This window comes from Acidisoma sp. 7E03 (assembly GCF_054665075.1).
Map to the genome: position 1 here is coordinate 83746 of NZ_BAAFHE010000008.1, position 24285 is coordinate 108030.

The 24285-nt window shown below is 68.0% G+C and carries 23 protein-coding genes; 6 read left to right on the forward strand and 17 right to left on the reverse strand.

Translation table 11 applies throughout. The annotated features are described in order from the left end of the window. Positions 1-31 precede the first annotated feature (31 nt). The 7 genes from ACYQ6W_RS13605 to ACYQ6W_RS13635 form a co-directional block, all read right to left on the reverse strand. Positions 32-1390 (reverse strand): L-serine ammonia-lyase, encoded by a 1359-nt coding sequence (locus ACYQ6W_RS13605; protein ID WP_459675960.1) that lies wholly within the window; start codon positions 1388-1390, stop codon positions 32-34. A gap of 44 nt (positions 1391-1434) precedes the next feature. Further along, a complete protein-coding gene (locus ACYQ6W_RS13610; RefSeq protein WP_459675961.1) occupies positions 1435-1980 on the reverse strand; it encodes a sarcosine oxidase subunit gamma in 546 nt (181 codons plus the stop codon). Further along, positions 1970-5020, reverse strand: coding sequence for a sarcosine oxidase subunit alpha family protein (locus tag ACYQ6W_RS13615; RefSeq protein WP_459675962.1), 3051 nt, complete (start codon positions 5018-5020; stop codon positions 1970-1972). Before ACYQ6W_RS13615 ends, ACYQ6W_RS13610 begins: the two co-directional genes overlap by 11 nt. Continuing rightward, positions 5020-5298 (reverse strand): sarcosine oxidase subunit delta, encoded by a 279-nt coding sequence (locus ACYQ6W_RS13620; protein ID WP_459675963.1) that lies wholly within the window; start codon positions 5296-5298, stop codon positions 5020-5022. The genes ACYQ6W_RS13615 and ACYQ6W_RS13620 overlap by 1 nt, the downstream gene beginning before the upstream one ends. A 12-nt stretch (positions 5299-5310) precedes the next feature. Next, positions 5311-6564 carry a sarcosine oxidase subunit beta family protein gene (locus ACYQ6W_RS13625; protein WP_459675965.1) on the reverse strand — a complete coding sequence of 418 codons (1254 nt, stop codon included), beginning with the start codon at positions 6562-6564 and terminating at the stop codon, positions 5311-5313. 111 nt (positions 6565-6675) lie between these two features. Continuing rightward, positions 6676-7368, reverse strand: coding sequence for a trypsin-like serine peptidase (locus tag ACYQ6W_RS13630; protein WP_459675966.1), 693 nt, complete (start codon positions 7366-7368; stop codon positions 6676-6678). 44 nt (positions 7369-7412) lie between these two features. Next, the gene (locus ACYQ6W_RS13635) at positions 7413-7970 is read right to left on the reverse strand and encodes a GNAT family N-acetyltransferase (RefSeq protein ID WP_459675967.1); all 558 of its coding nucleotides are present in this window, start codon (positions 7968-7970) and stop codon (positions 7413-7415) included. A gap of 130 nt (positions 7971-8100) precedes the next feature. Here ACYQ6W_RS13635 and ACYQ6W_RS13640 point away from each other — a divergent pair, with 130 nt between their 5' ends. Then, positions 8101-8688, forward strand: coding sequence for a tyrosine phosphatase family protein (locus ACYQ6W_RS13640; protein WP_459675969.1), 588 nt, complete (start codon positions 8101-8103; stop codon positions 8686-8688). Between the two features lie 6 nt (positions 8689-8694). Here ACYQ6W_RS13640 and dgoD read toward each other — a convergent pair whose 3' ends face one another. Beyond that, positions 8695-9846: a galactonate dehydratase gene (gene dgoD / locus ACYQ6W_RS13645; protein WP_459675970.1), complete on the reverse strand. Its 1152-nt coding sequence runs from the start codon at positions 9844-9846 to the stop codon at positions 8695-8697. A 189-nt stretch (positions 9847-10035) separates the two neighbouring features. Here dgoD and ACYQ6W_RS13650 point away from each other — a divergent pair, with 189 nt between their 5' ends. Then, positions 10036-11418 (forward strand): hypothetical protein, encoded by a 1383-nt coding sequence (locus ACYQ6W_RS13650; protein WP_459675972.1) that lies wholly within the window; start codon positions 10036-10038, stop codon positions 11416-11418. Between the two features lie 7 nt (positions 11419-11425). Here ACYQ6W_RS13650 and ACYQ6W_RS13655 read toward each other — a convergent pair whose 3' ends face one another. The 6 genes from ACYQ6W_RS13655 to aroB all read right to left on the reverse strand — a co-directional run bounded on the left by ACYQ6W_RS13655 (position 11426) and on the right by aroB (position 18321). Beyond that, a complete protein-coding gene (locus tag ACYQ6W_RS13655) occupies positions 11426-12160 on the reverse strand; it encodes an aspartate/glutamate racemase family protein (protein ID WP_459675973.1) in 735 nt (244 codons plus the stop codon). 14 nt (positions 12161-12174) lie between these two features. Then, complete coding sequence (locus ACYQ6W_RS13660; RefSeq protein ID WP_459675975.1) at positions 12175-12996, reverse strand: ABC transporter permease; 822 nt, start codon at positions 12994-12996, stop codon at positions 12175-12177. 70 nt (positions 12997-13066) lie between these two features. Beyond that, the gene (locus ACYQ6W_RS13665) at positions 13067-13981 is read right to left on the reverse strand and encodes an ABC transporter permease (protein WP_459675977.1); all 915 of its coding nucleotides are present in this window, start codon (positions 13979-13981) and stop codon (positions 13067-13069) included. A gap of 182 nt (positions 13982-14163) precedes the next feature. Beyond that, a complete protein-coding gene (locus ACYQ6W_RS13670) occupies positions 14164-15444 on the reverse strand; it encodes an ABC transporter substrate-binding protein (protein WP_459675979.1) in 1281 nt (426 codons plus the stop codon). A 31-nt stretch (positions 15445-15475) separates the two neighbouring features. Continuing rightward, positions 15476-16465, reverse strand: a complete 990-nt coding sequence (locus ACYQ6W_RS13675) for an ABC transporter ATP-binding protein (protein WP_459675981.1) — start codon at positions 16463-16465, stop codon at positions 15476-15478. A gap of 173 nt (positions 16466-16638) precedes the next feature. After that, positions 16639-18321: a 3-dehydroquinate synthase gene (gene aroB / locus ACYQ6W_RS13680; protein WP_459676226.1), complete on the reverse strand. Its 1683-nt coding sequence runs from the start codon at positions 18319-18321 to the stop codon at positions 16639-16641. Between the two features lie 48 nt (positions 18322-18369). On the opposite strand from aroB, the gene ACYQ6W_RS13685 reads away from it, so the two are divergent. Then, on the forward strand, positions 18370-18513 hold the full coding sequence (locus ACYQ6W_RS13685; RefSeq protein WP_459675982.1) for a hypothetical protein: 144 nt from the start codon (positions 18370-18372) through the stop codon (positions 18511-18513). A 19-nt stretch (positions 18514-18532) separates the two neighbouring features. On the opposite strand, the gene ACYQ6W_RS13690 is transcribed toward ACYQ6W_RS13685, so the two are convergent. Continuing rightward, positions 18533-19390, reverse strand: coding sequence for a DMT family transporter (locus ACYQ6W_RS13690; RefSeq protein WP_459675983.1), 858 nt, complete (start codon positions 19388-19390; stop codon positions 18533-18535). A gap of 108 nt (positions 19391-19498) precedes the next feature. On the opposite strand from ACYQ6W_RS13690, the gene ACYQ6W_RS13695 reads away from it, so the two are divergent. From ACYQ6W_RS13695 to ACYQ6W_RS13705, 3 genes are read left to right on the forward strand one after another with little or no spacing between them, the layout of a single operon-like run. Beyond that, positions 19499-20197, forward strand: a complete 699-nt coding sequence (locus ACYQ6W_RS13695) for a helix-turn-helix transcriptional regulator (protein ID WP_459675984.1) — start codon at positions 19499-19501, stop codon at positions 20195-20197. Continuing rightward, on the forward strand, positions 20197-21117 hold the full coding sequence (locus ACYQ6W_RS13700; RefSeq protein WP_459675986.1) for a tyrosine recombinase: 921 nt from the start codon (positions 20197-20199) through the stop codon (positions 21115-21117). The genes ACYQ6W_RS13695 and ACYQ6W_RS13700 overlap by 1 nt, the downstream gene beginning before the upstream one ends. 60 nt (positions 21118-21177) lie before the next feature. Next, on the forward strand, positions 21178-21711 hold the full coding sequence (locus ACYQ6W_RS13705; protein ID WP_459675988.1) for a DUF3833 family protein: 534 nt from the start codon (positions 21178-21180) through the stop codon (positions 21709-21711). On the opposite strand, the gene ACYQ6W_RS13710 is transcribed toward ACYQ6W_RS13705, so the two are convergent. Then, positions 21595-22884, reverse strand: a complete 1290-nt coding sequence (locus ACYQ6W_RS13710; protein ID WP_459675989.1) for an acyltransferase family protein — start codon at positions 22882-22884, stop codon at positions 21595-21597. The genes ACYQ6W_RS13705 and ACYQ6W_RS13710 overlap by 117 nt on opposite strands. Positions 22885-22974: 90 nt before the next feature. Beyond that, positions 22975-24216 carry a GGDEF domain-containing protein gene (locus tag ACYQ6W_RS13715; protein WP_459675992.1) on the reverse strand — a complete coding sequence of 414 codons (1242 nt, stop codon included), beginning with the start codon at positions 24214-24216 and terminating at the stop codon, positions 22975-22977. Positions 24217-24285: the final 69 nt, after the last annotated feature.

Consider the following 24285-nt stretch of genomic DNA (forward strand, 5'->3'; position numbering starts at 1 on the left):
GCCGCCTCAGCCAGATCGCGAAGGCGGCGCTTCAGCACTCCGTAAAATTGACGGCGAGCCCGCCGAGCGAGGTCTCCTTGTATTTGGACTGCATGTCCATGCCGGTCTGCCGCATGGTGGCGATCACCTGATCGAGCGAGATGCGATGCACGCCGTCCCCGTGCAGCGCGAGGGAGGCCGCGTTGATCGCCTTCACCGCGCCGAAGGCATTGCGTTCGATGCAGGGAATCTGCACCAGCCCACCCACGGGATCGCAGGTCATGCCGAGGTGATGCTCCATGCCGATCTCGGCGGCGTTCTCCACCTGCGTGATGGTGCCGCCCAGCGCCGCCGTGAGCCCGGCTGCGGCCATCGAACAGGCGACGCCCACTTCGCCCTGGCAGCCCATCTCAGCGCCGGAGATCGAGGCATTGATCTTGAAGAGCGCGCCGATGGCCGCCGCCGTCATCAGGAAATCCCGCATGCCTTCGAGGGAGGCATCCGGGCAGTGGTCGCGGTAATGCCGCAGCACCGCCGGCACCACGCCGGCCGCGCCATTGGTCGGCGCCGTCACCACGCGGCCCCCGGCGGCATTCTCCTCGTTCACGGCGATGGCGTAGAGGCTGACGCGGTCCAGAAGCCCGTGCGGCAGGGGCGTGTTGCTGCGTGCGGCGGCGTCGATGCGGCCGAGCAGGGCGCGGGCACGGCGGCGCACGCGTAAGCCCCCCGGCAGCTCCCCATCCTCCGCCATGCCGCGGTCGATGCAATCCATCATCACCGCGATGATCGCGTCCAGCCGCTGCGCGATTTCGGTCTCTGGCAGCAGGGTGCACTCGTTCGCCCACATCATGCCGGCGATGGAGAGGCCCGAGGCCTCCCCCATGCGCAGCATGTCCGCCCCGGTGCGGAAGGGAAAGGGCAGAGCGGGGTCGGTGGAGGGGAGCGCGGTTTCGCCGACCTCCGCTTCCCGCGCGATGAAGCCGCCGCCGACCGAGCACCAGCGCTCCGACAGAAGGGCATGGTCATCCTCGTCGAAGGCCGTCAGCACCATCGTATTGGCGTGGACCGGGGTTTCGCTCTCGGTATCGAAGACGATGTCCCGCACCGGGTCGAAGGCGATGAAGCGCCCGGCAACCGGCAGCCGATGGGCGCCCCGCGCATCGTCGATGATCCGCCGCGCGCGCTCGGCGGTCACGCTGTCCGGCATCTCCCCGGCCAGGCCCAGCATGACCGCCATATCCGTCGCATGGCCCCGGCCTGTCCAGGCGAGGGAGCCGAGGAGCTGAACCTCGATCCGTGCGGGCAGGCGCGGCAGGGCGGCGACGAAGGCTGCGGCCGCTTTCATCGGCCCTACCGTATGGGAGGAGGAGGGGCCGATGCCGATCTTGAAGAGGTCGAAAACGCTGATCATCCGGCACCGGTCGAAGGTTGAGACGGAAGCACCGGCGGGGGCGATCAGCCGCCGAATTCGCGCATGTGTTCGGCCAGGAAGCCGCGCACATAGGGGGCGAAGCTGCGCCAGACCTCGATATGGAAGCGGTCCGGCTCGGTGCGCCACAGCGCGATCTCGGCCTTGCCCAGGATGGTGCGGGTGCACATGCCGACGGGGAAGGCGCGCAGATCGAAATCCAGTGGATTGCCGCCAGCGAGTACGGTCGCAGCATGCCGGCCGGAGAGGCCGAGCGCGACCTGTCGGCTGGAAATCTCGACCAGACTGTGCGCCAGGCCGGCAAGCGCCGTCGCTGCCGCGGCGGTCAGCCGCGGGGCCTCGTTAGGCAGCGCCAGCAGGAGCCATTCGTCGGGGCCGAGCCAGAGCGCCGCCTGATCGCCCGCGAGCGCGGCGCGGCTGACCTCCTGCGGCAGGGCGAGGCCGAAAGCTTGGCCCATGGCGGCTGCGGCCGCGGCGCCACCCCGAAAGTTCAGGCGCGTGAAGGCAGGCAGGGTCTCGAGGCGGACGCCATCGGCCTCGACCACGCCGGGGTCCTGGAGATCAGAGAACATCGAGACGCGCTCCCTCAGCATCGTAGAAGACGGGTGAGACGAGTTTCACGGCGACGGCTGCCTTGCCCGGCACCGGCACGTGCAGCGTCTCGCCGATGCGGCTGCGCCCGGCTTCCACCATGGCGAGTGCGATGGGGTGGCCCAGCACCGCGCTCATGTAGGAGGAGGTGACGTGACCCAGTACCGTCATCGGTGCCTTCTGGTTCGGATCAGCGACGATCTGCATGCCTTCGTCCAGCACGGTGCGTCCGTCGGCCGAGAGCAGGCCCACCAGCTGCTTGCGCTTCGGCCCCGTCATCGCCGGGCGGGCGAGCGAACGCTTGCCGACGAAATCCGGCTTTGCCTTGCCGATGGCCCAGGTGAGCCCGACGTCGTCCGGCGTCGCCGTGCCGTCCGTCTCCTGGCCTACGATGATGAAGCCCTTCTCGGCGCGCAGCACGTGCATGGTCTCGGTGCCGTAGGGCACCATGCCGTGCGCCTGGCCTTCGGCCCAGATCGCTTCCCAGACTGCGCGGCCATGGGCAGCCGGCACGTTGACCTCGAAACCAAGTTCACCGGTGAAGCTGACGCGGAACAGCCGCGTCGGCACGCCGGCGATGCGTCCTTCCTTCACCGCCATGTGCGGGAAGGCCTCCGGCGCGAGGTCGATGCCTTCCACCAGCGGCGCCAGCACCGCGCGCGCCTTCGGCCCCTGCACGGCGATGACGGACCATTCCTCGGTGATGGAGGTGAGCCAGACATTGAGGTCCGACCACTCGGTCTGCAGATAGTCTTCCATCATGTTGAGCACGGAAGCGGCGCCGCCGGTCGTCGTCGTCACGTGGAAGCGGTCCTCGGCGATGCGGCCCACCACGCCGTCATCCATGACGAAGCCGTCCTCGCGCAGCATCACGCCATAGCGGCAGCGGCCGATGCCGAGCTTGGTCCAGGGGTTGATGTACATGCGGTTCATGAACTCCGCCGCATCCGGCCCGACCACCTCGATCTTGCCGAGGGTGGAGGCATCGAAGATGCCGACGGCGCTGCGCACCGCGCGGCATTCGCGGCCGACGGCGGCATGCATGTCCTCGCCCGCCTTGGGGAAATACCAGGCGCGCTTCCACATGCCGACATCCTCGAAGACGGCACCTTGCGCTTCGGCCCAAGGATGGATCGCGGTCCGCCGCACGGGGTCGAAGAGATCGCCGCGCGCGGTGCCGGCGAAATTGCCGAAGGTGGTGGGCGTGAAGGGCGGGCGGAAGGTGGTGAAGCCGATCTCGGGCACGCTGACGCCACGCGCCTGCGCCATGACGCCCAGCATCGGCATGTTGCTGGTCTTGCCCTGGTCGGTGGCCATGCCGGTCGTGGTGTAGCGCTTGGCATGTTCGACGGAGCGGAAGCCTTCACGCACCGCGAGCTTGAGGTCCTTGGCCGTGCTGTCGTTCTGGAAATCGACGAAGGCGCGCACCCGGCTCGCATCGCGGTTGTGCGGCGTGGCGCCCAGGAAGGTGGAGGCATCACCCGCCGCCGCCACGGTCACGAAGCGCCGGGTGGTGACCTCGGCGCCGCCCGCCGACTGGGCGGCGGCCTGGCCGGCCGCGAAGCCTTGGGCGAGGGTCTCCTCCAGCCCATAGGCGCCATTCGCGGACCCCGCGGCACGCAGCCGCTGGCCGGGCGCGACGGGCCCCGGCAGATAGGCCTGGATGCCCTCTTCCCATGCGAGCTTCGAGAGGGATTGCGAGTAGAGATGCAGTGTCGGCGTCCATCCGCCGGCCATCAGAACCAGGTCGCAGGCGAGGTCCCGCGTCTGCCACACGCTGCCGTCTGCCGCGACGGAGGCGAGGGAGGCGCCGTCCACCCGCAGGCTGCCGGAGGTGCCGGTGATGGTCCGGCTCGTCTCGATGGGCAGACCGAGGCGCTGGGCTTCCGAGAACCACTGGCCGGAGGGCGCGGCGCGCAGATCGGCGATGGCGGCGATGCGCGCGCCCGCCTGATACAGCGCGACCGCGGCGCGGTAGCCATTGTCGTTCGTCGTGGCCACCACGACCTCGCGCCCCGGCACGACGCCGTAGCGGTTGACGTAGGTGGCGGCGGCATCGGCCAGCATGATGCCGGGCCGGTCGTTTTCCGGGAAGGTGAGCGGGCGCTCCAGCGCGCCGGTGGTGATGACGACCTCGGCCGCGCGCACCTGCCACATCCGCTCGCGCGGCAGATGGCCGGGCAGCGTGGCAAAATGATCGGTCACCCGCTCGACGAGCCCCACGTGGTTGTGCGGATAGTAGCCGAAGCCCGTGGTGCGCGGCAGCAGCGTCACGTTCGGCCGGGCGGCGAGATCGGCCAGCGTCTCGGCGAGCCAGGCCTGCGCGGGCTTTCCGGCGATGAGGGAGGTGACGTCGGAAAGCAGCGCGCCGCCCATCTCCGCCTGCTCATCGCAGAGAATGACGCGGAGGCCGGACTCTGCCGCGGCTAGCGCGGCCGCGAGACCGGCCGGCCCCGCGCCCAGGATCAGCACCTCGCAATGGGCGTGGCGCTGCAGATAGCGGTCGGGGTCCGGGGCCGTGGGCACGCAGCCCAAGCCCGCGGCTTGGCGGATGCGCGGCTCATAGACCTTGGCCCAGAAGCTCTTCGGCCACATGAAGGTCTTGTAGTAGAAGCCCGCCGGCAGCAGGGAGGCGAAGCGGTCGTTGATCGCGCCGACGTCGAATTGCAGGCTCGGATAGCGGTTCTGGCTGATGGCGGTCAGGCCGTCATAGAGCTCCACCTGGGTCGCGCGCAGATTGGGCGCCGTCCGCCCGGCGTCGCGGCTCACCGTCACCAGCGCGTTCGGCTCGTCCGATCCCGCCGTCATCACACCGCGCGGACGATGGTATTTGAACGACCGGCCCATCAGATGCACGCCGTTGGCGAGCAGCGCGGAAGCGAGGGTATCGCCCGCGCGGCCGGTGAAGGCGCGGCCGTCGAAGGTGAAGGACACGGGACGGGCGCGGTCGATCCGGCCGCCGGCCGTGGTGCGAAAGGCTTCCTGGTCGACGGTCACGAGGGAGGACAGGGAGTCGGGCATCACAGCGCCTCGGGTCGGGCTTCGCCCGTCTTGTAGCTCGTCAGAATTTCATCGGTCGCGGTGTTGCGCACGAGATTGAAGAAGCGTGCGCAACCGTGGATGTGGCGCCAGCGTTCCGCGTGCACGCCGCGCTCGTTGTCGCGCTGATACAGAAAGCTCGCCCATTCATCGTCGGAGAGCGGCGAGGGATCGACGGGCCGGGCGATGTGCGCCTGGCCGCCGTAGCGGAATTCGAGTTCCGGGCGCGGCCCGCAGAAGGGGCAGGGGATGAGCAGCATGCCGGGCGCTCCTCAGTGCGCAACCGCCGCCGCGGCGGCTTCGTCGATGAAATGCCCGGTCGTGAAACGCTCCAGGCTGAAGGGGGCGTTGATCGGATGCGGCTCGTCGCGGGCGATCGTATGGGCGAAGAGATGCGCAGACCCCGGCGTCGCCTTGAAGCCGCCCGTCCCCCAGCCGCAATTGACGTAGAGCCCGGGCACCGGCGTCTTGGAGATGATGGGCGAACGGTCCGGCGTTGTATCGACAATGCCGCCCCAGTTGCGCAGCATGCGCAGCCGGCGGTACATCGGCACCAGTTCGCAGATCGCATCCAGCGTGTGGCTCGCGATGTGCAGGCCGCCGCGCTGGGTGTAGCTGGTATAGGCATCCGTGCCGGCGCCGATCACCATCTCGCCCTTGTCGGACTGACTGATATAGGCGTGGATGGTGTTGGACATGACGACGCAGGGGAAATCGGGCTTCACCGGCTCCGAGACCAGCGCCTGCAGCGGGAAGCTTTCGAGCGGCATGCGCAGGCCCGCCATGGCCATCACCACCGAGGTATTGCCGGCGGCCGACACGCCCACCTTCTTGGTGCGGATGAAGCCGCGCTCGGTCTCCACCCCTTCGACCGCGCCCGTGGCGTCCCGGCGGATGCCGGTGACGGCGCAGTTCTGGATGATGTCGACCCCCATGGCGTCCGCCCCGCGGGCATAGCCCCAGACCACGGCGTCGTGCCGCGCCGTGCCGCCGCGCCGCTGCAGGGCGCCGCCCATCACGGGATAGCGGATATTGGAAGAGATGTTGAGCGGCGGGCAGTATGCCTTGCACTGCTCGGCCGTCAGCCACTCATTGTCCACCCCCGCCGCCTGATTGGCATAGACGTGGCGCTTGAAGACCTGCACGTCGTGCACGGTATGGGCCAGCATCAGCACGCCGCGCGGCGAGAACATGGTGTTGTAGTTCAACTCCTGCGACAGGTTCTCCCAGAGCTTCAGGGCGTGGTCGTAGAGCGCGGCGCTCTCGGCGAAGAGGTAGTTGGAGCGGATGATGGTGGTGTTGCGGCCGGTATTGCCGCCGCCGAGCCAGCCCTTGTCGAGCACGGCGATGTTCCGCATCCCGTGCTCTTTCGCCAGGTAATAGGCGGCGCCCATGCCATGGCCGCCGCCGCCCACGATGACGGCGTCGTATTCTGCCTTCGGCTCGGGCTCGCGCCAGAAGGGCTTCCAGCCCTGATGGCCGCCCAGGGCGTGACGGAGCAGAGAGAGGCCGGAGAAGCGTTCCATGGGCTCGATCATTCTATGCGCAGGATCGCGAATTGGTGCGCCGCGCTCGGGGTGGGGGCCAGAACAGAGGTGCCCCGGGATTTGAACGAAGACGACGGGGCGGTGAGGGCGTCAACGGGCCAGCGCCTCGGCCAAGCCCTGGGCTCCGCCGGGTCCGGTGCGGGCGACCGCAAGCCCCACCACACCCCAGCCGCCGTCTGGCATGCGGGCGAGGAGAGCGGACCCGCTCGTCCCCGGCGCACCCGGACAATCATCGAGGATGAGACGGTGGCGACCGAGGTCCAGCCGGTCGCCGAGGAGGTGGCAGGTGGCGATCTCCAGGATTTCGTCATGGTCGCGATTGTAGCCGCCGGTAAGCAGCGTCGCACCTGCAGGCGGCAGGCTCGGGGCGAAGCGCAGCACGTCGGTCTCGCCGCCGACCGGGTGGTCCAGCGTCAGGAAGGCGCGATCGAGCCCGAGGCTCGCCCGTTCGTGGAGGGGATCATAGCCGGGAGAGACGACGAAGCGGAGGGCGCGGGCATGCGCGGCGTAGCGCCCGCGGTCGTAGCGCAGCAGGAAATGGACCGAGCCGGGCTGCACGAAACGGCCCGTCACTGGGCGGTAGAGGCAATGCGCCGCGGTCATGACCAGGCCAGGCGCGATGAGAAAGCCGGTGCAGCGGGTGCCGAAATCGGTCTGCACCCGGCCGAAGGCGCGCCAGGGAAGATCGGTGAGCCGCGCCGCGGCGGCAGGCGGCGGCGCGGCGAGCCCGAGGACTAGGGCGATGGTGGCCAGGAGGCAGAGGGGACGAGAGCGGCGAGTCATGCGCGCCTTCTACCTCATGCTGCGAGCCGCTTCACCTCGCCGCGTCACCGCTTCAGGCGATAGAGGACGTGCGGTCGCAACGGGTGGCCCTCGGCCAGCAGCGGATGGTCGAAGGTGCCATCATGGACCATGCCCAGCCGTTCCATCACGGCACGGGAGGCGGCGTTCGCCGGCACGGTGAAGGCCACGATCTCCTGCAGGCCGAGCCGGCCGAAACCGAAGGCCGCCGCGGCCTCGGCGGCTTCCGTCGCATAGCCGCGCCCCCAGAAGGCGCGCGTCAGACGCCAGGCGATTTCGATGCCGTCGGCCGCGGGAAAGGGCGGCACGAAGCGGATGCGCTGCAGGCCGAGAGCGCCAACGAAGGCCCCGGTGGCGCGTTCCTCCACCGCCCATTTGCCGCAACCGTCTTCGCGCCACTGCGCAAGCGTGCGGTCGAGATAGGCGTCGCTCGCCGACCGCGTCATCGGGCCTCCGAGATGGCGCATCGTCTCCGCATCGGCGTTCTGCGCCGCGAAGGGCGCCCGGTCGCGCGCCTCCCACCGGCGGAGCCTGAGCCGCTGGGTGATGATCTCCGGGATGTCAGGCGGAAGCGGGGAGCGCATCGCTTCTTGTTGCCCGGGCGGCCCGCTTCATCAAGCCACGCCTCATCTCGGGTCCGTGATAGTGCAGACCCTGGCGCCGGCTGGCCCTTCCGCCCCATGCTGACCGGCACAGAGGGGAGAGGAGTCGCGCATGGCACGGCCACCGGAATTCGGCATGACAGTCTGTGGCATCGAGGAATTGGGTGAGCATGCCTGCTTGGGCGCGACCCACGTGCTCTCCATCCTCGATCCGGATCATCCGAAACCGGAAGCCTTTGGTCAGTATGGCGAACATGTCCGCCTGGAGCGGCGCTTCCACGACATCATCGAGCCGACGGCCGGCATGATCCTGCCCGCCGCCGCGGACGTGGATGCGGTCCTCGCCTTCGGACGGCTGCTGCAGGAGGAGACGCCTGCTACCCTGCTGGTGCATTGCCATGCCGGGATTTCGCGCTCAACCGCCGCCATGGTGCTGATCCTGGCGCAGGCGATGCCGGATGTGCCGGCGGAAGAAATTGTCGCGCGCGTTCACGAAATTCGTGAGAAAGCCTGGCCTAATCTGCGGATGATTGAACTGGGAGATGCGCGGCTTGGCCGCGGCGGCGCGCTGATCGAGGCGGCCTATGGCCTCTATCGCCTGCAAATCGACCGGCGCCCGCATATTGCCGATTACATGCGCGGAGAGGGCCGCGCGCGCGAGGTGGAGGGGGCGCGTCTCCGCGCGCCCCTCACCTCCTGACAGTGCTTACCACTCGGCGAAATTGCCGTCCTTCGTGCGGAAGATCGGGTTGCGCCAGCCGCCGAAGTCGCGTGACAGGTCACGGATGAGGGTCTCGTCGAGGGTGATGCCGAGGCCCGGTCCCTCGGGGACGGCGACATAGCCGTCCGTCAGGGCGAAGACGGACTTGTCGGCGAGATAGGTGAGCAGGTCGTGCCCGCCGATGTTGTAGTGGATGCCGAGGGACATCTCCTCGATGACGAAGTTCGGCGTCGTCGCGGCAATCTGCAGGCAGGCGGCGAAGGCAATGGGGCCGAGCGGGCAATGCGGCGCCAGCGCCACGTCATAGGCTTCCGCCTGGGCCGCGATGCGCCGCGTCTCGGAAATGCCGCCGGCATGGGACAGGTCGGGCTGGATGATGTCGACGATGCCGCGCTCCAGGAAGGGCTTGAAGTCCCAGCGCGTATAGAGCCGCTCGCCGAGGGCGATCGGGATCGTCGTCATCTGCGCGAGCTGTGCCAGACCCTCGATGTTCTCCGACAGCAGCGGCTCCTCGATGAACAGCGGTTCGATCTCTTCCAGCCGCTCGGCCAGCCGGCGCGCCATGGGCTTGTGCACCCGCCCGTGGAAATCGAGCCCGACCTCGAGCCCCTCTGCCTTCACCGCCGCGGCGCGCTGCACCACGCCGTCGAGATCGCGCGGCGAGGCAAGCCAGCCAAGTTCCGCCGTCGCGTTCATCTTCACGGCGCGGAAGCCCTGGGCCTTCCGCGCCCGCGCAGCCTCCGCCACCTCGTCCGGCCGGTCGCCGCCGATCCAGGCATAGCATTCGACGCGCTGGCGCACGCGCCCGCCGAGCAGCTGCCACACCGGCACGCCGAGCGCCCGACCCTTGAGATCCCACAGCGCCTGGTCGAGACCGGAGAGGGCGCTCATCAGCACCGGGCCGCCGCGATAGAAGCCGCCGCGATAGCCGACCTGCCAGATCTCCTCGATATCGGCCGCGTCCCGGCCGATGAAGCGCTCACGCAGCGAGGCGAAGACGCCCTCCACCGCCTCGCCATGGCCTTCGAGGCTGGCCTCGCCCCAGCCGACGGCGCCTTCGCGGGTCTCCACCCGCACGAAGAGCCAGCGCGGCGGCACGGCGAAGGTTTCGATCCGGTCGATGGTCATGGGGGTCATGGCAGCCTCGGCGAAAATGATCGGATCATTCCTAGCCGCTGCGCTGGGCGGGAACCAGCGCCGAGAGACAGGAGGGCCGTGCCGGCAGCGCATGGCCTCTTGGAGGTTGCAGGGACCGTCCTAGGGCTCCATAGCCCTCGGGAGAGCGGCAGGAGATGAACGCTGAGCCTTGGGCCAAATGACGAGCCGATGCACGTCCGGGTCGGCGGACGCCTCGGGCGCAGGCGACTGGCGGTGACGGTTACCTGCGACCGGCGGACCGGCGCACAGGTCGCGCGCCTCGGGCGTGGGGTCCTTCGCGTCCTCCAGCATGGGGCCTTTCTTCCCGCCATCGCCAGCCTCGCCGCCATGCTCCTGTTGTGGCAGCGCTGCCCCACGGTAATCTCCCTGCCGAGCTTCTGGGGCGAGGACGGCTGGGTCTGGTACCCCACCTGCTACAACGATGGCTGGCGCTGCCTGCTCATCGACCATAGCGGCTATCTGCAGACGATTTCGATGCTGGTCGCGCTCGCGGCGCAGCCCTTTCCGCTGTTGCACGCGCCGAAGCTCTTTGCGCTCGCCGCGCTCGTGCTGCAGGCGGCGCCCGCCGCCTTCCTCGTCTCTCGGCGCATGGCGCCGGCCATCCCGAACCTCGGGGCCCGGCTTCTGCTGGCGCTCTTGCTGATCGCCGCCCCGGGCATGAGCGAGGTCTTCGTCAATCTGACAAACGGCCAGTGGCATCTGGCGCTGCTCTGTCTCCTCATCCTCATGGCCGCAGTTCCCGTGGGCTGGAGCGGCCGGGTTTTCGATTCCCTGGTCCTTCTGGTCGGCGGGCTGAGCGGACCCTTCGTGGTGTTTCTGGCGCCGGTCGCCATGTTGTGGTGGTGGCTGCATCGCGGCCGCTGGGCGTGCTGGCGGATGCTGCTGGTACTGGGCGCAGCGGCGGTGCAAGCCAGCCTGATCCTGCTGCATCAGGACACGCGAACGGGGCAGGGCGGCCCGGGCCTGGGCGTTTCCCTGCGCAACCTCGACACCATCCTGCTCAACACCATCCTGGGGCCGGCGACCCTTGGCTGGCAGGCGATGAAGCGGAATGGGTGGCTCGCGGACCAGCAGGGCTGGCTCTTCGGCCCCGGGCTGTGGCCGCTCGTCCTCTCCACGCTGTTGGTCCTCGCCGCCCTCACCCTCGCCGCCGTGGCGCTATGGCGCGGCGGCTGGGCGCTCCGCTGCTTCCTTCTCTTCGTCGGACTCGAATTTGCGGCTGGGCTCGTCGATGGTCTCGCCATCGACGACATGACGCTGTGGCATCAACTGGCCGTCGGCGTCGCCAATCGCTACAGCTTCCACCCGATCCTCGCCTGGCTTGCCGTGCTCATGAGCCTTACCCTCGACCGCGCCTGGGTCTGCCGGGTTGTGGGCGGCCTGCTGCTCGCCTGCGCGCTGCTCTTCGCGGTCCCTGGGGATTGGGAACTGGCCCCGCTGCCGCCCACGAACTTTCAGGCCCAGGCGCGGATCTTCGCGCTGGCGCCCCCCGGCACGGTGATGACCTTCCAGACCCGCCCCATCTCCCACATGACGCTCAGGAAGCGATAGGCGCGGCTCAGCGGCCGGGCGCGAAGGCCGCCATCATCCCGGCATAGGCTTTCGCACCCGGTGCGGCATAACCGCCGACCTTCGAGGTGCGGAGGCCGAGCCCCACCAGCCCCTCGGCGAGCTTCACGGCGGCGGCCACGCCGTCGATCACCGGCAGGCCCATCTCGGCGCTCAGATCGCGCGCGAGATCGGCCATGCCGGCACAGCCGAGCAAGATGCAGTCCGCCCCATCCTCGGCGATGGCGCGGCGGATTTCCGCGCGCACCTTGTCCACAGCACCACTGGCCCGATCTTCGAGCGCCAGTACCGGCACGCCCGCCGCCCGCGCCCGTCCGCGGCCGGCCATGCCATAGCGCTGGATGAGCCCCTCCATGGCGGGCAGGGATACGGGCAGGGTAGTGACGATGGTGAAACGATGCCCGAGCAGCACTGCGAGCCGCATCGCCGCTTCGCAGATGCCGATGACGGGAATGGCCGCCGCCGCCCGCGCGGCGTCGATGCCGGGGTCGTCGAAACAGGCGACGATGGCGGCGTCCGCCCCGCGCTCTTCCCCGGCGCGGAGCTCGGTGATCAGCCCCGGCACGCAGAAGGCTTCGTCATAGAAGCCTTCGATGCTGACGGGCCCCATGGCGGGGTTCACGGCCTCGATCGTGGTGCCAGGGGCGGCCACCAGCCGCGCGGCGGCGCCGATCTTTTCCGTCATCGAGGCGGTGGTGTTTGGGTTGACGACGAGCAGTTTCATGGCTGCCTTCTGGTTCAGAGCTTGGCCGCACGCCGACGGCGAATGACCGCCATGGTCGTCATGGCAATCAGGATGACGAGGGCGGAGAAGGCCGTCGTCAGCGTGCCGAGGGCATAGATCACCGGCGTCGTGACATTCGCCGTCATCGCGAAGATTTCGAGCGGCAGGGTGTTCGCGTCCCCCGCCGTCATCATGGTGCGGGGAAACTCGTCATAGGAGAGGGAGAAGCCGAAGAGGGCGATGCCGATGACGCCGGGCAGGATGATCGGCAGCACGACGTGCCGGAAGCTGCCCCAGGGGCTGGCGCCAAGGTCGCGCGCGGCCTCCTCCCAGCTTTTGTTGAAGCGGTTGAAGACCGCGAACATGATGAGCAGGCCGAAGGGGATGGTCCAGGTCAGCTGCGCGCCGAAGGCCGAGCTGTACCAGGCCGGATTGAGCCCGAGCTGGCTGAAGAGCAGCCCGATGCCGAGGCTCACCAGGATCGAGGGCACGATGAGGCTCGCGATGACGAGGTAGAACAGCACGGTCGCGCCGCGGAAGCGGCGGCGGAAGGCCATCCCGCCGGCCACCGAAATTACCACGTTCGCCACCATCACCATCAGCGCCAGCAGCAGGGAGCGGGTGATGGAGCCGCCGAAATCCCCCACCATCTGCGTCTCGAACAGGGCGTGGAACCAATGCAGCGAAACGCCGCGCATGGGGAAGGTGAGGCCACCGCCCTTCCCCTGGAAGGAGAGGATGACGATGGTCAGGATCGGCCCGTAGAGGAAGAGCACGAAGGCCGCGAAGAGGGCGGCCAGGATGTAGAAGGCGGGGACACGGCGCTCACGGTTCATCGGCGTTGCTCCCGTCCGTGCCTCGTCGTGACGTCACCCGGGGGTGACGAGGGAAAAGGTTGCGCATCCCTCACAGCTCCTTGCGGATATCGACCACGCGCAGGATCAGGAAGACCATGATCAGCACGATGGCGAGCAGGATGACGGCATTGGCGGCGGCCGCCGGATATTGCAGCTGGGACATTTCGTTCTGGATCATGATGCCGACGGAGGCGCTCTGCCCGCCGCCCATGATGCTGACGGTGACGAAGTCGCCCATCACCAGGGTGATGACAAAGATGGTGCCGATGCCGATGCCGGTCTTGGACAGCGGCAGGATGACGTTCCAGATGATCTGCCAGAAGCCCGCGCCATTGTCGCGCGCCGCTTCGATCAGCGTGCGGTCGATGCGCATCATCGAGTTGAAGATCGGCGTCACCATGAAGAGCGTGTTGAGGTGCACGAAGGCGAGGATGATGGCGAACTCGCTGTAGAGCAGGAAGGTCAGCGGATGATGGATCACGTGTAGGTCGATCAGCAGGCTGTTGACGATGCCGTTGCGGCCGAGTGCCGGAATCCAGGAAATCGTGCGGATGATGTTGGAGGTAAGGAAAGGCACTGAGCAGACCAGAAACAATCCCATCTGCCAGGCCGTGCCGCGCACCTCGAAGGCGAGAAAATAGGACAGCCAGAAGCCGAGGACGAGGGTGATTACCCAGGTGATCGCCGCGTATTTGATGGTGACCAGGAAGGTCGCCCAGGTCACGCCGGATGATACGGCATCGATGTAGTTCTGGACTACGAAGCTCCAGAGGATCTGCACCGAATTGTAGTCGAGGAAGCTCACCACCACGATCATCAGGATCGGGACGACGAGGAAGACGCCGAGCACGAGGGCGAGCGGGGTCGCCAGCAGCCAGGGCCCGGCGGAAAGGCCGTCGGACTTTGATGAGGCAGCATTGGCCGTTCGGGTCACGGCGGTTCTATTGGTGACGGTGGTGCTCATGCGCGGCCCCTTCCGCATTCTGGGATGAAAGCCTCGTCTTCAAAGACAAGCGTTCTTCAAACCTGTCATGCCCGGCCTTGTGCCGGGCATTCATGCATTCGGGCGCCACAGGCAATGGATCCCGGGCACGAGGCCGCGGATGACACGGCAGGCGACGCCCTTCGGCATGAGCCAGACGGAGACTACGCGACCGCGAATTCATTCCACTTCTGGACGAGGTAGCGATCGTTATCCATCACCGAGTTCCAGCAGGCGATGTGGCCGATGCGGTCGGTGTAGGAGCCGCCGTCGCGCACGTCACCGGCCTTCGCGATCTGCTGGCCCTGCGGGCTCATGATCGCGGCGGTGGCGGGCTTGCCTTCCATCCAATAGCCCCACTCGTTCGGCGTCATGTATTTCTGCGCCGTGGTCAGCACCGCCGAATAATAACCCTGCCGGTTCAGATAGGCGCCGGTCCAGCCGGAGAGATACCAGTTGATGTATTCGTACGCCGCGTCCAGCTCGAGGCCCTTGAGGTGCTTCGCGATCCCGAGGCCGCCACCCCAGCCGCGATAGCCCTCTTCCAGAGGCTGGAAGGTGCAGGCAATGCCCTTGGAGCGCACGGCGGTCACGGCCGGCGACCACATGGACTGGATCACCACCTCGCCCGAGGCCATGAGATCGACGCTCTCCTGGAAGCTTTTCCAGAAGGCGCGGAACTGACCCGCCTTCTTCTGCTCGATCAGGAATTTGATCGTCTTGTCGATCTCGGGCTTCGTCATGTTGCCCTTGTCGCCATACTTCCAAAGCCCGAGGCTCTCGATCGTCATGGCGGCATCCATGATGCCGATGCCGGGGATGTTGATGATGGCGGCGCGGCCCTTGAAGGCGGGGTCGACCAACTCCTTCCAATGCTGGATCGGCTTTCCGACGAGATCGGGGCGGATGCCGAGCGTATCGGCATTGTAGATGGTCGGGATCAGCGTCATCCATTCGGTGACGTCCGGGGCGAACTTGGTTGATTCGGCGCCCTCGACATAGCTCACCTTGCAAGGCGCGGTCCCCTGGCCCACGCTCGAGGTCGGCGTCACCTTGCCGGTTTTGAAGAGCGGCACGATCTCATCGAAATACTTGATCTTCTTGACGTCGAGCGGCTGCAAGCGGCCCGTCGGGAAGACCTTCTTCACCGTGAAGTATTCGATGTCCGCGACGTCGTAGCTATTGGGCTGAGTGATGGCGCGGCTCGCCGCCGCATCGGTGTCCATCGCTGTCATCGACAGGGTGATGCCGGTATCGGCCTTGCAGCGCTCGGCGATGGCATTGAGGTTGGAGACGCCGGTACCGAACTGGCGCAGCGTGATGTTCTTGATGTTCTGCGCCCAGATGGTGGGGAAGCCGGTAATGGCGCCGGAGCCGATGGCGGCGCCGGCGACGCCCGCTGCCCCTTTCAGAAGGCCGCGGCGATGGATGCTCGTCTTGCTCATAACGGAAACTTCCTCCGAAGGACGGGGTTGATCAGACAGACAGCGGATGGGCATCGCGCGCATCCCAGACGAGGCGGGCCGCCATGCCCGTCTTGAGGGGAGCGGCGAAATACTGGTCGTCAGGCAGCAGGGCGACGACTTCACCGTCGGCCGGGCTCGTGATGCCGACCTTCACCTGCGCGCCGAGATATTCGATGGAGGAGACGGGGCCGGAGACGCCCTCCGACCCCGCGCCGGGGATGACGCGGCAACGGTCTGCCCGTACCGCGATCGCTTGGCCCGGCGCTTGCGCGATCACGTTGTGTCCGCCCATGAAGCGCGCCACGAAGGCGGTGGCAGGCGCGTTGAAGACCTCCCGCGCCGGGCCTGCCTGCACGATGATGCCGTGGTCCATGACGACAACGAGATCGGCGAGCGCCAGCGCCTCCTCCTGGCTGTGCGTGACGTGGATGAAGCTGATGCCGAGCTCGCGCTGCAGGCGCTTCAGCTCCTCGCGCATCGCGCCGCGCAGGAAGGGGTCGAGGGCGGAGAGCGGCTCGTCCAGCAGCAGCACCTTCGGCCGGGTGATGAGGGCGCGGGCCAGCGCCACGCGCTGCTGCTGACCGCCGGATAGCTGGGCGGGCAGGCGGTGCGCATATTTGGCCATCTGCACCATCTCGAGCAGCTTCGCTGCCTCCGCCCGCCGCTCCGCCTTGCCGATGCCGCGCATCTTCAGCCCGAAGGCCACGTTGTCGAGGCAATTGAGATGCGGGAAGAGGGCGTAGTTCTGAAACATCATCGCCGTGCCGCGCTTGACCGGCGGCAGCCCGCTGACGTTCTGGCCGGCGATGAGGATGTCGCCGTCCGAGATGTCCTCGTGGCCCGCGATCATGCGCAGGGTCGAGGTCTTGCCGCAGCCGGACGGGCCGAGCAGGCAGCAGTAGCTGCCCTTCGGAATGCGGAGGGAGATGCTCTCGACGGCGGTGGTGGCGCCGTATCGCTTGGTAACCGAGATCAGCTCGACGTCCGGAACGGCAGTCACTGGGGCGGGCCTCGCGTGGTGAAGCGCCGTCGGCAATAGGCCGCGGTGTATCCACGCTCACGCAAAGCCCGTGCCAAGCCGAAATGGCGCCGCTCGCAGGCGCGCGGGCCCATCGGCCCGCGCCTCTGCCTAGAAACTAGGAAACTGTGTACAGTTTGTGAGCGGGCTAACGCTCAGGCTTCGCAGCCGGCTTCGCGCAGCAGCTCTTCCACCGCCTCGGCCGGCACGTCCCGGCTGGTGAAGGCCTCCCCGATGCCGCGCACCAGCACGAAATGCAGCGCCCCGTCGCGCATCTTCTTGTCGCGGCGCATGTGGCCGAGGAGACGCGCGGCCGAGAAGCGGCGGTTGAGCATCGCAAGAGCGGAGGGGAGGCCCACGGCCGTCAGATGCGCTTCGACCCGCTCCCGCAGCTCCGGCGCACAATGGCCGAGCTTCGCTGACAGGCCGAAGGCGAGGCCGAGGCCGATCGCAACCGCCTCGCCATGCAGCAACCCTTGGCCGTAGCCGACCTCGGCCTCCAGCGCGTGGCCGAAGGTATGGCCGAGATTGAGCAGGGCGCGGCCGTCATTGGGCTTTTCCTCGCGCTCGTCGTCTCCCACCACTGCCGCCTTGAAGGCGCAGGCGCGGCCGATCGCCTCGGCCTGAGCCGCGCGGTCACCGCCCACCACGGCGGTGCCGTTCTGCTCGCACCAGAGATAGAAATCAGCATCGCCGATGAGGCCGGCCTTGACGATTTCGGCATAGCCCGCGCGCAGCTCGCGCGGCGGCAGGCTGGTCAGCGTGTCGGTGTCCGCCAGCACCATGCGCGGCTGGTGGAAGGCGCCGATCAGGTTCTTGCCCTGGCGGGTGTTGATGCCGGTCTTGCCGCCGACGCTGGAATCGACCTGGGCCAGCAGGGTCGTCGGCATCTGCACGAAGGGCAGGCCGCGCAGCGTGGCCGCGGCGGCGAAGCCCGCGAGGTCGCCCACCACGCCGCCGCCGAGGGCGATGACGGCGGTGCGCCGCTCCACGCCCTGGTCGAGCAGCTGGTCGATGACGGAGGCCCAATGCTCGACGGATTTGGTGGCCTCGCCCGACGGCACGACGATGCGGCCGGCGGCAAAGCCCGAGGCCTCTAGCCCGGCCACGAGGGTGTCGAGATGCAGGGCAGCCACGGCCTCGTCCGTCACCACCACGGCGCGGCGCTGCGGCAGCACCGGGGCCAGAAGGGCGCCGGCCCGCGCCAGAAGCCCGGCGCCGATGACCACGTCATAGCCGCCCGCGGAGAGGGAGACCGGCACGCGCAACGGCGGTTCGTGCGCCGCCACCGTCTCGGCCAGGCGGGCGGCCATTGTCTCCACGGGTTCGTCACGCGAATCGATCACGATATCGGCCTCGGCATAGATGGGATGGCGGAGCGTCATCAGCCCCTGCAGGATGGTGCTCGGGTCGCCGCTCATCAGCAGCGGGCGATGGGTGCGCCCGGCGACGCGCTTCAGCAGCAGCCCGAGCGAAGCCCTGATCCAGATGGAGAGGCCGCGCGCCCGGATGACGGCGCGCGTCTCGGGGTCCATGAAGGCGCCGCCGCCGGTGGCCAGCACGACTCGGGGGCCGTCGAGCAGGCGACGGATCACCCGCCGCTCGACGTCGCGAAAGGCAGGTTCGCCGAAGCGCTCGAAGATTTCGCTCACCGTGTAGCCGGCGGCGGCCTCCACCTCCTGGTCGGTGTCGATGAAGGGAAGGCCGAGGCTGGCCGCCAGGCGTTTGCCCACGGCGGTCTTGCCGGCGCCCATGAGACCGACGAGCACGATGCTGCGGGCGGCGAGGGGAAGCGGAGGTGCAGGGGGCTGGGCGGTCTCTGTCGTGTTGCGTGTCATCAAGCCAGAGGTTAGCACAGCCGCATCTTTCTCGGGCAGGCCCACACCATGCGCAGCTTTTTGTTGATTCTCATTCTGTTCCTGTTGGTCGTCATCGGCGGCGGCTTCGTGGCGCTCGGCATGTTCCCGCTGCCGCTGCATCAGCATCAGGTGCATGAAATCCTGCCAAACGCCGTGGCTGACAAGGCCTGACGCTCACGGCCGGGCGCCGTCAGGCCTCCGCGATCCGGCGCGGGCCGGCGAGGATCGTCCAGCCGACGGCGCCCACCACCACGGCGCCGCCCGCCAGCGTCGCGAGCGGCGGGGTTTCCGCGAAGGCGAGCCAGACCCAGAGCGGGGCGAGGGGCGTATCGAGCAGGCTGATCAGCGCCGCCTGTGTCGCCGGCACCCGCCGCATGCCGAGGCTGAGCAGGATCAGCCCGAGGCCGAGCTGGCAGGTGCCGAAGAGCACGAGATGCAGCAGCGGCAGATCGCCGAGCGGCCCGAGCTTCGCGAAGGGCGCGGCGGCGGCTGCACTCACCAGACACTGGATGCCGACGGCCGGCATCATTGAGACCTGCCGCCCCCGGCGGATCATCACGATCATCGCGGCATAGGTCAGCGTCATGCCGAAGGCGAGCAAGTCGCCCGGCAGATGTCCGGCGCGGAAGGCGCCGTCCGCCATGATGCAGACGCCGGCGAGCGCCGCCAGGCTGCCGAGCAGCACCCGCACGCCCTCGCGCTCCCGCAGGACGATCCAGGCAAGCGCCGCCGTCACGAAGGGCAGGGTCGTGTAGATCACGGCGACGTCCGCGACCGTCGTGAGGCGCAGCGCGCTGAGATAGATGTAGGAGGAGAGGCTGCCCATCACGGCGATGCCGGCGCCCTGCCAGCCGATGCCGCGGATCATCGGCCAGGCGGCGCGGCCGTGGCGCAGCCAGACGACGAGCAGGATAAAGCTGCCGGCGAAGAGACCGCGCCAGAAGAGCAGGCTCACCGCATCGAGCGGAATGAGCCGGGTGAAAAACCCGGCCAGACTATAGGCCACGGCGGAGGCCGCCAGCAGCCCGCTTCCCAACCACCGCGCCATCGTGCGATTTCGTCCTTCTGAGGATGGCCCGGTTATAAGGAAGCCGCCCTGACAGCGTTGTGTCAGCATCCCGCAGGGTGGACCAGGGGACGAAACGGGAGGGGCGCCATGCGGCGCGGCGATCGGCTGTTCGACATCATCCAGCTTCTGCGCAGCACTTCCGGGCCACTGTCGGCTGGCCATCTCGCGGCGCGGCTGGAAGTCTCGGTCCGTACCATTTACCGGGACGTCGCAGCCCTGCAGGCGAGCGGCGTGCCGGTGGAGGGTGCCTCGGGCTTCGGCTACGTGCTCGGCGCCGGCTACGACCTGCCGCCGCTGATGTTCACGGCGGAGGAGTTCCACACCATCGCCGTTGCCCTCGATCTCGTGCGCCGCACCGGCGACGGCGGCCTGCAGGAAGCGGCCGCCCGGGTGCGCGCCAAGATCGCTGCCATGCAACGGGAGGCGGCTAGGCCGGTCGCGGAGACGCCCTTCTTCGTCTGGCCGCAGGGGGCCGCCGTGGCCCCGGGCGTCTCGCTGGCTCAGGTGCGGGAGGCGATGCGCGCGGGCCACAAGCTGGCACTCCACTATGTCGCGCTGGACGGGGCGGAGACCCGGCGCACCGTCTGGCCGCTCGCCATCGCCTATTTCGCGGAATCGACGCTGCTCGGCACATGGTGCGAACTGCGCGGCGATTACCGCCAGTTCCGCGCCGACCGAATTCGTGGGCTCGCCGTGCTGGAGGAGGAATTTCCGATGAGGCAGCCCGGGCTGATCGACGGCTGGCAGGCGATCCAGCAGGCCTATGCCGCGCGGGCGGCCGCCTGATGGATCGCCATCTCGAAGCCTTTCTGGAAATGATGGCGGCCGAGCGGGGCGCTGCGCGCAACACGCTTTCCGCCTACCGCACCGATCTCGAAGACCTGCTTGGCTTCCTCGCGGCGCGGGGGCAGGCGCCCCTCAACTGCAGCCAGACCGATCTGCGTGCCTGGCTCGCCGGCCTCGCCGATCAGGGCCTGTCGCCCCGCACCCAGGCGCGGCGGCTTGCGAGCCTCCGGGGTTTCTTTCGCTTCCTGCTGCGTGACGGCCGCCGGACGGACGATCCAGGCCGCCTGCTCACGGCCCCCCGGGCGGCCCCCGCCTTGCCCAAGAACCTGACGGAGCAGGAGGTCGACGGCTTGCTCGCAGCCGCCGCCGAAGCCCGCGGTCTCTCCGGTCTCGCGCTGCGGGCCGGGCTCGAAATCCTCTATGCCAGCGGCCTGCGCATTTCCGAACTTCTCGCTTTGCCCGAAGCGGCGCTGACGCCGGATGCCGAGATGCTCATGGTGCGCGGCAAGGGCGGCAAGGACCGTCTGGTGCCGCTCTCCGCTACGGCGCGGGATGCCGCACTCGCGCTGCGAGCGGCGCGCAAGGCCAGCGGCAAGCCGGGCGGGCGCTGGCTCTTCGCCGGGCGGGACCCGCGCCGGGCGCTGACCCGCCAGGCCTTCTTCCTGGCGCTGAAGGAGATCGCGCTCAAGGCTGGGATCGATCCCGCCCGCGTCTCACCCCACGTGCTGCGCCATTCCTTCGCCTCCCATCTGCTCGGCCGGGGCGCGGATCTGCGCAGCCTGCAGATGCTGCTCGGCCATTCCGACATCGCGACGACGCAGATCTACACGCATCTGCTGGCGGAGCGGCTGCAGAAGCTGGTCGAGGAGCGGCACCCGCTGGCCACCGCCCATGCCCGGCAGGGGATGGACCCCACCTAGCCGCGATCCAAAGCCCGTTCTCCCCCGTAGAGAAGCGAAACGGTCTGGGGAGGATGTCGCATGAGCCGTCGTGTGGGCTTGATCCTATCGGTGAGCGCGCTCGCCGCTCTCGCCGGCTGCGCGCGCCAGCCCGTGACGGCCTTCGCCGACCGCCGGCCGCTCTTCAAGGTCGAGGATTTCTACAGCGGCCACTCCCGCGGCTACGGCTTCTTCTTCGATCGCAATGGCAATGTCGTGAAGCAGTTCACGGCGGACGAGAACGGGGTGTGGGACGGCACCACCCTGCGCCTGCACGAGCACTACCTGTTCTCGGACGGCAAGACCCAGGACCGCGACTGGACCTTCACCCGCGACCCAGACGGCACCTGGATCGGACATACGCCTGACGTCGTCGGCGAAACCCGCGGCCAGACCTCAGGCAATGCCTACCGCATGCACTACGTCTTCAACTTCAAGAGCAGCGGGTCGGACCACACGCTAACCTTTGACGACTGGCAGTGGATGGTCGCGCCGAAGATCATGATGAACCGCGCCTGGGGTACGAAGCTTGGCGTCACCTTCGGCGAGATCGAAGCGACCTTTATTCACGATTGAGGGGAGGCGGGCGCACCAGCCCGCCACGCGGTCGCCCAGGCGGCGGACGATGCGCCGGCCCGGCACCTCGACCCAGTGGTGCAGCGCGTAGCCCACGAGGCCGAGGCTCACCACCAGGAAGACGGCCGACATGGTCTGCGCCACCAGCGTCGGCATGGCGCTCGGCAGATGATCGATCTGCCAATGGACGAGGCCGATCCAGACGTTGTGGATCACGTAGATCGTATAGCTCAGCACGCCGAGCTGGAAGATCGGGCCCCAGGACAGGATGCGGGCCAGCAGGCCGCGGTCGCAGGCAAGGCCCAGCACCAGGGCCGGAAAGGCCGGGTAGATTGCCTGGTCCGGCAGGTGCAGCAGTAGGGCGACGGCGATCCAGGCGAGCGCCGCCCAGGCGAGGCCGGCTGCCGCGACGCGCCGCGCCGGTTCCCAGGTATAGAGCCGGTAGGTGAGCAGGCCGATCGCGAAACCACCGAGGCAGCGCAGCAGCGGAATGAGGGTGCGGCCGTCATAGGCATCCAGCGCGCCGTTGTGGTGCATCCCGTCAAAGGAGGTGAGGAAGCTTGCCAGCAGCACCAGTCCGACGGCCAGAACGCCCGCCAGCAGCGCGTGCAGCGGCCGGCGGAACAGGATGACCCCGACCACGAAGGGGAAGACGAAATAGGCACCCCATTCCGTGCTGATCGACCAGGTGGGCGTCGTGGCTGCCTTGGCCACGCCCCAGGACTGGATCATGAAGACGTTGGCGATCACGTCCCGCACCGGGTGCGGCAGGTTGAGCGCGAACCACGCCTTGTCCACCTGCACGCTGTCGTAGACCGCGAGGGAGTAGAGAAGCCGCAGCGCGAAGAAGGTGATGTAGAGCGGGTAGAGCCGCGCCACGCGTCGCAGCAGGAAGGTTACCACCGCGGGCAAGCGCACCCGCTCGCGGAACATCGTCCCGTAGGTCAGCGCCATGACGAAGCCGCTGAGCACGAAGAAGACGTCCACCGCGAGATAGCCGCGTGCCACGAGGTGGCTGAGGCCGAGTGGGAAATCCCGCGCGGGATAAGTGTGATAGGCGATGACGATCACGGCGGCGATGCCGCGAATGCCGGTGAGGGCGTCGATCTCGTCACGGCCGGCCGGGGTGATGCGATCGTCCCGAATGGCAGAACTGCCGGTCTTTTCAACCATCTGATCCATGGGTCCCAATAAGGGGCCGCCGGATGTGGTTTTTAGAGGGCAGGCGGCCGGCGGTGCCGGGACTTCATGGAGATCCCTGCCTCAACTTTCGGCGAGGCCGTCTCGCGGTGCCTGCTTCGTCCAAGGCCCGCCGATCTGATTTCGGCCGGCCTGCTTCGCGCGGTAGAGCGCCTTGTCCGCGGCTTCCACCACGCGCGCCGGGTCGTCATGCGGCACGATGGTGGAGATGCCGATGCTCACCGTGATCTTCACGATCTGCGTGCCGACCATGAAGGGGTAGGAGGCGACGGCTTTGCGCAGGCGTTCCGCGACCAGCACCGCCTCCTGCATGAGGATGCCGGGCAGCAGCACGCCGAATTCCTCGCCGCCCATGCGGGCCAGAAGGTCGCCGTCGCGCAGGACGCCCGAGAGACAGGTGGCGACCTCCTGCAGGCAGCGGTCGCCCAGGGGATGGCCGTAATGGTCGTTGAAGGTCTTGAACCAGTCGATGTCGAGCATCAGGAAACTCGCCCGCGCATCCTCCAGGTCGCAGATGCGGGCGAGTTCGGCATCCATCCGCCGCCGATTGGCCACCCCCGTGAGCGGATCGGTATAGGAGAGGCTGGTGAGGACCGCATTTGAGGCGAGGGCGCGCTCGTAATTCAGGCGTTCCAGTAGCCCGTGCAGGTAGAGCTTGCGTATGCTCCGCTCGATGAAGCGCAGTGCGACGAGCGCCGGTCCGGCTTGCAGCAGGATGAGGGCGAGGAGTTCCAGCTTGTCTTCGAGGCAGGGCCAGGCCGGCGCAAGCGTTGCGAGGACGAGGGCGTAGCCGCCGAGAATCGCGAGTGTAAGCAAGCCCGCCAAGTGCATTGGCAGGCGGCTGAACATGATGAGGTAGCTGATCGGGAGCGCCGCGATGATCAGTTCCTCGATGGGCGGCCGATGCGCCTCTGTTACGACAAAGAGCAGGGGCAGAAGCCCGTAGGCAAGACATGTCAGAAAGAAGGCCGTCTTTCGTGCCCTGAAACTGACGTCGCCGCGCAGGAAAGGAATGGCGAGCAGGGTAATCGTGACCACGGTGACGCCGTGCAGGATCTGATGCGGGATCTCACAGAATCCGTGAAAGATGGTCGCCGCCATCGCCAGGACCAGCAGATAGAGACCACAGGTGATCATGGCGAAGGACCGCATCTCGGCCGCGCGATGGATGGCCGAATCTGCCCGAAAACGTGCTTCCAGTGCGCGGGGAAAGGTCAGCAAAAGTCGTTTCGACCGCAGCGCGTCTTCCACCAGTGGCCGAAGCTCCTCGGCAGTTGCGGTCGGCTGTTTAGGCTCCTGTCTCATGGTGTTCCATCGTCTTCTGGGCGGCGCACCTTTGGACTGAAACGCATCAAATATTCGTGAATGGTGACA